This window comes from Nioella sp., assembly GCF_964229645.1.
GTDB lineage: Bacteria > Pseudomonadota > Alphaproteobacteria > Rhodobacterales > Rhodobacteraceae > Nioella.
The window spans coordinates 24,017-32,192 of sequence record NZ_CAXREX010000230.1 but is presented as its reverse complement, the minus strand read 5'-3'; the positions used below and the strand labels follow the sequence as shown (position 1 = coordinate 32,192).

Annotated in this window: 10 protein-coding genes and 1 pseudogene; 5 read left to right on the top strand and 6 right to left on the bottom strand. The window is 59.8% G+C overall.

Annotated features, from left to right (window positions below; translation table 11 throughout):
* Positions 1-216: pseudogene (locus ACEQXV_RS15580) on the top strand (DDE-type integrase/transposase/recombinase); the annotation flags it as partial.
* Between the two features lie 86 nt (positions 217-302).
* Here the strand turns inward: ACEQXV_RS15580 and ACEQXV_RS15575 are convergent.
* The 6 genes from ACEQXV_RS15575 to ACEQXV_RS15550 are packed head-to-tail and all read right to left on the bottom strand — an operon-like array spanning position 303 to position 5,201.
* Positions 303-533 carry an NnrT protein gene (locus ACEQXV_RS15575; protein WP_370254031.1) on the bottom strand — a complete coding sequence of 77 codons (231 nt, stop codon included), beginning with the start codon at positions 531-533 and terminating at the stop codon, positions 303-305.
* Complete coding sequence (locus tag ACEQXV_RS15570) at positions 530-703, bottom strand: hypothetical protein (protein WP_370254030.1); 174 nt, start codon at positions 701-703, stop codon at positions 530-532. Before ACEQXV_RS15570 ends, ACEQXV_RS15575 begins: the two co-directional genes overlap by 4 nt.
* Position 704: 1 nt before the next feature.
* A complete protein-coding gene (locus ACEQXV_RS15565; RefSeq protein WP_370269936.1) occupies positions 705-2,585 on the bottom strand; it encodes a nitric oxide reductase activation protein NorD in 1,881 nt (626 codons plus the stop codon).
* A gap of 4 nt (positions 2,586-2,589) precedes the next feature.
* Positions 2,590-3,384, bottom strand: a complete 795-nt coding sequence (locus ACEQXV_RS15560) for a CbbQ/NirQ/NorQ/GpvN family protein (RefSeq protein ID WP_370254027.1) — start codon at positions 3,382-3,384, stop codon at positions 2,590-2,592.
* 3 nt (positions 3,385-3,387) lie between these two features.
* Positions 3,388-4,737 carry a cbb3-type cytochrome c oxidase subunit I gene (locus ACEQXV_RS15555; RefSeq protein ID WP_370254026.1) on the bottom strand — a complete coding sequence of 450 codons (1,350 nt, stop codon included), beginning with the start codon at positions 4,735-4,737 and terminating at the stop codon, positions 3,388-3,390.
* Positions 4,738-4,748: 11 nt separating this feature from the next.
* Entirely contained in the window at positions 4,749-5,201 is a 453-nt protein-coding gene (locus ACEQXV_RS15550; RefSeq protein WP_370254049.1) for a cytochrome c, read from the bottom strand.
* 126 nt (positions 5,202-5,327) lie between these two features.
* On the opposite strand from ACEQXV_RS15550, the gene ACEQXV_RS15545 reads away from it, so the two are divergent.
* From ACEQXV_RS15545 to ACEQXV_RS15530, 4 genes are read left to right on the top strand one after another with little or no spacing between them, the layout of a single operon-like run.
* Entirely contained in the window at positions 5,328-5,645 is a 318-nt protein-coding gene (locus ACEQXV_RS15545; protein ID WP_370254024.1) for a DUF1858 domain-containing protein, read from the top strand.
* Between the two features lie 57 nt (positions 5,646-5,702).
* Complete coding sequence (locus ACEQXV_RS15540) at positions 5,703-6,131, top strand: pseudoazurin (RefSeq protein WP_370254023.1); 429 nt, start codon at positions 5,703-5,705, stop codon at positions 6,129-6,131.
* A gap of 31 nt (positions 6,132-6,162) precedes the next feature.
* On the top strand, positions 6,163-7,377 hold the full coding sequence (gene nirK / locus ACEQXV_RS15535) for a copper-containing nitrite reductase (protein ID WP_370254021.1): 1,215 nt from the start codon (positions 6,163-6,165) through the stop codon (positions 7,375-7,377).
* Between the two features lie 10 nt (positions 7,378-7,387).
* Positions 7,388-8,149 (top strand): formylglycine-generating enzyme family protein, encoded by a 762-nt coding sequence (locus ACEQXV_RS15530; protein WP_370254020.1) that lies wholly within the window; start codon positions 7,388-7,390, stop codon positions 8,147-8,149.
* The last annotated feature ends 27 nt before the right edge of the window (positions 8,150-8,176 follow it).

Here is an 8,176-nt window from a genome sequence, read left to right as displayed (position 1 = left end):
TTCGTGAAGATCAATGGCGAGCGGCATTACCTCTGGCGGGCCGTCGATCACGAAGGGGAGGTTCTTGAGAGCTTCGTCACGAAGACGCGGGACAAGCGGGCGGCTTTGAAGTTCCTCAAGAAAGCAATGCGGAAACAGGGTCAGCCCGAGGGCATCGTGACCGACAAACTCCGATCCTACGGTGCCGCGTTGAAGGAGATTGGCGCAGGCGGGCGGTAGCCCTGCCGCCAGAAAATATGGCCTGAACCCGTCGGAAAAAATTGCAGGCCCTTGCCACTGGCGGACCTGTTCCAAAGTCGAAGTCATGATGTTGCCATCCGTTCAGCTTCGTCCATCATACACATGATGTGTCTGGAAAACGCATAGGTCGCGGGTACTGCGACCACGGCGCCAAGGGCGATGGACCAACCGGTCGAAAGGACCGGCAAACCCACCCAACTACCGATCAGGGACGCGAAGAAAACGTTCACTGCCATCGCGCCCCAGCCGAAGGGGTACAGCACAATGGCGATACGGTGCGCGGACCAGCTCATTTCCGGTTCACCATCCGGTAGACGGCGTAAAGTGCCGCAAAAAGCATGATCGAAGCCAGAATGAACCAGAATTCGGCCGTGGCTGATTGCGGTTGCGGGATCGGGCGATCAAAGAGCGCAGCGTTTGCGGATCTCGCGACGAACAGCGCGATGAGCGGAAGAATACGCATGTCATGTCTCCTGCGTGAGTGAGCGGTAAATATCAGGCAGCGCGCGCGGCAGCCGTTCGGGGTGCGGAAGCAGGGTGAATCCGCCACGACCAAAGATACGGGCGAACCAATCCTGACCGTCCTCATCGACGATGACGCCGTGTAGGGTCAGCCCCGCGCGGCGCGCCTCGCGGACGGCCATGTGGCTATCCTCGATCCCGTGCTGTCCTTCGTAGCGGTCCAGATCGTTCGGTTTGCCATCGGTCAGCACGATCAACAGACGGCGGGCGGCCTGTTCTTGCGCCAGTTGGGCAGACACATGGCGGATGGCAGCACCAAGGCGAGTGAAATGGCCGGGTTCCAGTGCGCCGATATTGTCCTCGACTTTGGCCCCCATGGGGTCGGCAAAGTGTTTGACGCGGGTCAGGAAAACGCGGTCGCGTTTCAGCGACGAGAAACCCCAGATCGCCAGCCGGTCACCCGCCGCATCGATGCCAAGCGCCATCGCGGCCATGGTTTCGCGAGCGACCTCGATCACCGAGGTGTCGCCAATCGCGGCCTCGGTCGAGCGTGAGGTGTCGATGAGAAAGGCCACGGCAAGGTCGCGTTCAATCTGGCGGTGGTCCTGCCAGATGCGGTCGGATCCACGACCTGTCGCCAGAAGGTCGGCCTGTGTGGTGATCAGCGCATCAAGGTCCAGTTCCGCGCCGTCCACCTGACGCGGACGCAGAATGCGCCGGGGTTGCAGGGTTTCGAACTGGCGGCGTACAGCACGGACATAGCGCGGATCGGGTCTGAAATGGTCACCTTCGGGCTGTGTGGGGGCATCCAGAACGCGGCAGTGTGCTTCCATATAGCTGCGGGATTTGAAGTTCCATTCGGGATAGACAAAGGTGTCCGCCAGCTTTTCGTGGTCCGCCTCGGCGGGGGACAGGTCAAGGTGCAGCCGCAAGCGCGTGGCCGCCTTTTTCTGGTGTTTGGTCAGGGTGATCCTGTCCTGGTCGTCGGCAGCTTTCGCAGCGTTTTTGTCGTCGTCATCATCGATCGAGCGGTTGAGGTTCATCGATTCAACCCAGCTGAGGATCGCCTCGAAACGGTGGATGATAAGGCTGTCGCGGCGGCGGGTCTGGTCCTGATCCTTGCGCTCGCCCGTTTTGCGCGACGAAATGGCTGCGGCGGGCGGGGAGCCGGTTTCGCTGGCCTCTTCAGTGGCATTGCTACCAGTGGCGGGCTGGCCAAAGCGCAGCCAGATCGTGACAGGTGCAAAGGGCAGATAGCCACGTTCGGCGGATGTGACCGGCAGGTCAATCGGGCGACCGCAGAGCTGATCACGGATGATTTGTTCTATTTGTGCCTCGGCCCTTGGCAATGGCACGACACGGCGGTTTGCGGATAGACAGCGCGCCATTTCGCAATAGGCGGCCCGCAGGCCAGGACAGGCCTTGTAGGCGGCATCTCCGGCGGAGGCGTTCAGGCGGATGTTGTCGCAATCGGCGCGATGCGGGTCACTGGCGGCAGGTAAGTCCGCCGCAGGCGTCAGTGCTGCGCAGGCGGTCAGCCAGAAATAAGCTGCGCGGTTCAAGGCAACTTCGGGGAATGCCGCGATGTCCGGCGGCAACCGCAGGGACTGGCCGTCATAGCGGGCGATATGTTCGCGGTCCGCTTGCGTCGCCAGTTTGCGCCGGATTGCGGTCCGATGCCTGACGGACGACGCGGGGCTTTCGACAATTTCGACTCCGGCGCCACCGCCAAGGGCGCGGAAAAGCACCGCCAGACTGGACCGGACCGAAGCCAGTGTCACCGCCGCAGCATCGTGCCGCTCTGTCGCGCCGATGTTGCTTGCCATGTCGTGCCACAGGTTACCAACGGTTTCTTCAGGCTCCATCAAGTCCAGTATTTTCATGGCTTTACCCGTAAATTGTCGCGACCAGATCGCGCAGCGATTGCTGAACGTCCGCGTCGTCGGACAAGGGTTCGATGATGGCCACGTCCAGCGCCTGATCGATGCCCATGCCCCCCGCGATCAGCTTGGCTGCGTAGGTCAGCAAACGGGTCGAAACGCCTTCTTCGAGGTCCATGCCCGACAAGCTGCGGATATGCCCCGCAAGCCGGATCAACGGTGCGGCGCGTCCAGCGTCCAGCCCGCTTTCCTTGACGACGATTTCCAATTCGACATCCGGTTTCGGGAAATCGAAGCCGATCGCCAGAAAACGCTGGCGGGTCGAGGGCTTCATTCGTTTCAGGACGTTCTGGTAACCGGGGTTATAGGACGCCACGAGCATAAAGCCCTTGGGGGCGACCAGTTCCTCGCCAGTGCGGTCGATCATCAGGGTGCGGCGGCTGTCGGTCAGCGGGTGCAGGACTACAGTCACGTCTTTGCGGGCCTCGACCACCTCGTCCAGATAACAGATCGCGCTTTCACGGACGGCGCGGGTCAGCGGCCCGTCCACCCATTCGGTCTGCCCGCCTTTGAGCAGGTAGCGCCCGATGAGGTCAGCGGCGGAAAGATCGTCATGACAGGCGACAGTATAAAGTGGCTTGCCCATTTTCGCCGCCATATGTTCGACAAAGCGGGTTTTGCCGCAGCCGGTCGGCCCCTTCAAAAGAAGGGGCAAACCGTTGGTGTAGGCCGTCTGGAACAGATCGCATTCGCGGCCCGTCGGACGGAAATAGGGAATGGTCGGGACGTTATGCATAGTCATCCGTCATTCCCCCGGTTGGAGGTCGGCATCGCCGCGCGTGATGACCTCGCGTTTGCGGGGCATCGACAGCGAGTAGATGAACAGCAGCGCTCCGATTACAAATGCAGCACCGGCACCGAAGCGCATCAGGTAGAAGACCGACAGCGCGTCCTGCACATCCATGAAGTAGTTACCGACTACGCGCTGCATGTGCGTCTGGATCGTGCCGGCAAAGGTCAGGACAAAGGTCATGAACGCCATGCCGCCCGTCATCAGCCAGAAGCTGGCCATGTTGAGCACTTGGTTATAGGGCTCACGATTGCGCAGCATCGGCATCGCGTAGGTGAACACAGCGAGGTTCAGGGCGACATAAGCCCCAAAGAACGCAAGGTGGCCGTGGGCTGCGGTGATCTGCGTGCCGTGGCTGTAGAAGTTCACGCCGTGCAGCGTATGCAGGAAGCCCCAGACGCCAGCGCCAAAGAACGCAACCGTGGAAGAACCCAACGACCACAAGAGCGCGGCCTTGTTCGGGTGGTTGCGACGACCCTTCCAGACCATGACGAAGGCAAAGCTCATCATCAGGAAGAACGGGATGACTTCGAGCGTCGAGAAGATCGAACCGATCCACTGCCAGTAACCCGGCGTGCCGATCCAGTAGAAGTGGTGGCCCGTGCCAAGAATGCCCGAGAACAACGCGGTAGCGACGATGACATATAGCCATTTTTCGACAACCTCGCGGTCAACGCCGGTCAGTTTCAACATCAGGTACGCAAGGATCGCGGCCATAACCAGTTCCCACGTGGCTTCCACCCACAGGTGGACCACGAACCACCAGTACATCTTGTCGAGGCTGAGGTTTTCAGGGTTGATGAAGGCGAAAATCCACAGGAGCGACAGCAGCCACAGGCCAATCAGCAGCACGTTGGTGATCGCGGTCTTGCGCCCTGCCAGAACGGTCAACGACACGTTCACAAGGAAGATCACCGCGGCGACCAGAATGCCGAATTTGACCCAGAGCGGTTGTTCAAGAAATTCGCGCCCGCCGTGGATACCCATCAGGTAGGACACGACGGCCCCCAAGGTGCCGACCACAAGGATGATCAGTTGCAGGTAGGCCAGTTTGACCGAGAAGATCTCGCGCTCGGCCTCTTCGGGTAGCAGGAAGTAGGCCGCACCGAAGAAACCCAGCAGCAACCACACGACAAGAGCGTTGGTGTGAAGCATCCGGATCACGTTGAACGGCAGAAGTTCCGACAGGAAGTTTGGCGATACATAGACCCAGCCGGCCAGAAGACCGCCCAGAACCTGGATTGCGAACAGCGCCATCGCGACCGAGAAATAGGCCAGCGCCACTTTTTGCGATTGATATTTCATGGGGTCTCTCCTTAGCCCGCGTCGTTCGGGGGCCAGCCCTGCGTGTCGGTTTGATCGGCCCAGCGAAGGAATTCGGACAAGCCGCGGATTTCCTCGTCGGTCAGGTTGAAGTTCGGCATCTGGCGGCGGCCTTCGATCCCGCTCGGCTGGGCTTCCATCCACCCCTGGAGCATGTCGAATGCCCCGTCGGGATCATCCGCAACGCCCCAGCGGGTCATCACATTGCCGACCTCGGGCGCGAAATAAGCGCCTTCGCCGTGCAGCGTGTGGCAGTTGATGCAGGAGTTTCTTTCCCAGACGCGTTTGCCCAGAGCGACCTCTTCGGTTAGCTCCATGCCGGTCGTGGACGTGTTGACGATATATCGGTGACTTTGCGCCGACAGGATGCCGAATATGGCCACGAAGAAGATCGATCCCCCGTAAAACACATTCCGCGCCCTTGTTTTTGTAAGGATTTCAGCCATCGGAGCTTTCCTTTTCAGTTGCGGATCAACTGCGATGGCTACCTGCGTTTTCATGACCGGAGTTTGCGCAGGAACAACGTTTTGGCATCTTGCCTACCCTAGGTTGTGCGGCAGGAGGTGAATGCCGTGGAACAACCTATCCCCCAAGACTGCGACCTCATGCTCGGAGAGCTGATCAACCGCTGGCCCGCTACTGTGCCGGTATTTCTGGGACACAAAATGCTTTGTGTCGGGTGCCTCGTGAACCCGTTCCACACGATCGCCGATGCCTGTGCGGAATACGGGCTGGAACCGCATGATTTTGTGTCCGAGCTTAATGCCGCAATCGCGGATAGCGGTGAAGTAAATTCACAAAGAACTGAAAAGTATAATAAATCCACGAATTCCGGATTTTTTGAGGGTCTATTCGCAAAACTTCACCGAAGTTTGTCCAAGCACAAATAGCGCTATCCGGAAGTGGTCTAGAGTTGGGTCAACGAAATTCGAAAACGAGGGAAAACAATGCTACGCAAACTGATCGCTCCGGTCGTGCTGATGACCGCACTTGCAGGAGTCGCACAGGCCGAAGAACACGTCGTGCTGATGCTGAACCGTGGCGAAGCTGGGACGATGGTGTTCGAACCGGGTTTTGTCCACGCACAGGTTGGTGACACGATCCGCTTTGTTCCGACCGACCGTGGCCACAACGCTGAGCTGATCGAAGGCCTCGCCCCCGAGGGGGCTGCACCCTTCGCAGGCAGAATCAACGAGGAAATCGTAGTCACTCTCGATACCGAAGGCGTCTATGGCGTCATGTGCAGGCCGCACTTTGCCATGGGTATGGTGATGTCGATTGCCGTCGGTGATGTCGAAATCCCCGAAGGTTTCCTTGAAGGCCGTCTGCCGCGCAACGCGAGGACTCGCCTCGAAGAACAGCTTTCCAATCTTTAACAAAATCAACTTACCGACCCAGGAGAGGAAAATGGTCGAATTCATCAACCCCGGTCTCGTTCAAACCAGCCGCCGTGGCATGCTTCGCGGCTCCATGCTTGCCGGTGCAGCCGCCATGGTGGCAGGCTCTGCCAAAGCCGCTCCGGCTCGTAGGCCGATCGTGTCTCCGCGCCCCCATGCACCGCAGTTTATTCAGGCCCAGACCGAAGCCCAAACACAGGCAGCCCCCGTTGATCTGTCGGGATACACCCGTGTGGAACAGGAACTCGTCGCACCGCCCTTTGCGCCGGTTCATGAAAACGTGGCAACCGGTGGTCCGAAGATCGTGGAGATCACCATGGAAACGCAGGAACGCTTGCTGACCGTGGACGAGGAAACCGGCGCGCAGATCTGGGCGCTGACCTACAACGGATCGGTCCCCGGCCCGTTGATCATCGTCCACCAGGACGACTATGTCGAACTGACCCTGCGCAACCCGTCCGACAGCCAAATGGAGCACAATATCGACTTCCATGCATCGACCGGTGCGCTTGGTGGGGGCGGTCTGACCCACGTCTATCCGGGCGAAGAAACCGTTCTGCGCTGGAAGGCCACCAAGGCCGGCGTGTTCACCTATCACTGCGCTCCCGGCGGTGCGATGATCCCGTATCACGTCACCCACGGCATGAACGGCACCATCATGGTGCTGCCGCGCGAAGGTCTAAAGGACGCCGAAGGCAACCTGATCAACTACGACAGCATCGCCTACTTCGGCGAGCAGGACTTCTACTTGCCGCAGGACGAAGACGGTAACTTCAAGACCTATTATAGGGCCGGTGACGACTACGCCGAAAGCATGGAAGTCATGCGCGGTCTGGTTCCGACCCACGTAGTGTTCAACGGTTCGGTCGGCGCACTAACTGGCGAAAACGCCCTGCGTGCCAGGGTCGGCGACACCGTACTGATGATCCACAACCAGGCCAACCGCGACAGCCGTCCGCACCTGATCGGTGGTCATGGCGACAACGTCTGGGAAGCCGGTTCCTTTACCGACCGCCCGCAGACCGGTCTGGAAACATGGTTCATCCGCGGCGGCAGCTCGGGTGCAGCGACCCACACATTCAAACAGCCCGGGGTCTATGCCTACGTTAACCACAACCTGATCGAAGCCGTGCTTCTGGGTGCCACTGCGCACTTTGTCGTCGAAGGAGAATGGGACAATGCCCTGATGGAGCAGGTCGTCCCGCCGCACAGCATCGAAACCTGAGGACAGGATCATGTACTCTGCAGCCAGCAATCGTACCCTGATGACGCGTTCCCTCGTGATCGGACTGGCGGTTTTGGCTGCGGTAACAACGGCCGGGGCGGCGTGGATGACACGAGGCCCCGACCTTGCCTATGTGCCCGAGTTCGCCGCTCAACCCTTTGTGTTTCCGGACGGCAGCACGATCTACGTCCAGAAGTACGAAGTCACGATCGCCGAATGGAACCGCTGCCATGCGGATGGCGTCTGTAACGCATTGATCATCCCCCAGCCCGGCATGATCCCCGAAACCACCCCCGCGACGGGACTAAGCTATCTGGACGTCGGCCAATACCTGTCTTGGGTTAACAGCCGGTCGCGCCATACCTTCCGCCTGCCAACGCTCACCGAATGGGAGGCGATGGCCGCCGAGGTCTTGCCCGAGGAAGCCGACCCCATCTTTACGGACCCCGAGCTTACATGGGCCTCCGCCTATCTTGTCGAGGGGCGGACCTCGCGCGCCTTACGCCCGCAAGGGTCATGGCAGATCAGCAGCATCGGTATCGCGGATCTGGACGGCAGTGTCTGGGAATGGACGCAGGATTGCTACGCCGGTGATGGAGGCAGCAGCGAAAACTGCCCGGCGTATTTTGTTGGCGGCGAACATGTCGCTGCGATGTCCTTCCTTGTCCGGGACCCTGCCTTTGGCGGTTGCGCCGTTGGCACCCCCCCTGCCCATCTTGGCATGCGTCTGGTTTCGGACACGCCAATCGATGGAATCCATCCGAATTCGTGAATGTCAGTTTCGCTTGACCCGATGGTC

What these genes read in the sequence shown, in the direction of transcription:
- ACEQXV_RS15575 (WP_370254031.1), bottom strand. Translation starts at nt 533, where the DNA reads ATGAGCTGGTCCGCGCACCGTATCGCCATTGTGCTGTACCCCTTCGGC.
- ACEQXV_RS15570 (WP_370254030.1), bottom strand. Translation starts at nt 703, where the DNA reads ATGCGTATTCTTCCGCTCATCGCGCTGTTCGTCGCGAGATCCGCAAAC.
- ACEQXV_RS15565 (WP_370269936.1), bottom strand. Translation starts at nt 2,585, where the DNA reads ATGAAAATACTGGACTTGATGGAGCCTGAAGAAACCGTTGGTAACCTG.
- ACEQXV_RS15560 (WP_370254027.1), bottom strand. Translation starts at nt 3,384, where the DNA reads ATGACTATGCATAACGTCCCGACCATTCCCTATTTCCGTCCGACGGGC.
- ACEQXV_RS15555 (WP_370254026.1), bottom strand. Translation starts at nt 4,737, where the DNA reads ATGAAATATCAATCGCAAAAAGTGGCGCTGGCCTATTTCTCGGTCGCG.
- ACEQXV_RS15550 (WP_370254049.1), bottom strand. Translation starts at nt 5,201, where the DNA reads ATGGCTGAAATCCTTACAAAAACAAGGGCGCGGAATGTGTTTTACGGG.
- ACEQXV_RS15540 (WP_370254023.1), top strand. Translation starts at nt 5,703, where the DNA reads ATGCTACGCAAACTGATCGCTCCGGTCGTGCTGATGACCGCACTTGCA.
- nirK (WP_370254021.1), top strand. Translation starts at nt 6,163, where the DNA reads ATGGTCGAATTCATCAACCCCGGTCTCGTTCAAACCAGCCGCCGTGGC.
- ACEQXV_RS15530 (WP_370254020.1), top strand. Translation starts at nt 7,388, where the DNA reads ATGTACTCTGCAGCCAGCAATCGTACCCTGATGACGCGTTCCCTCGTG.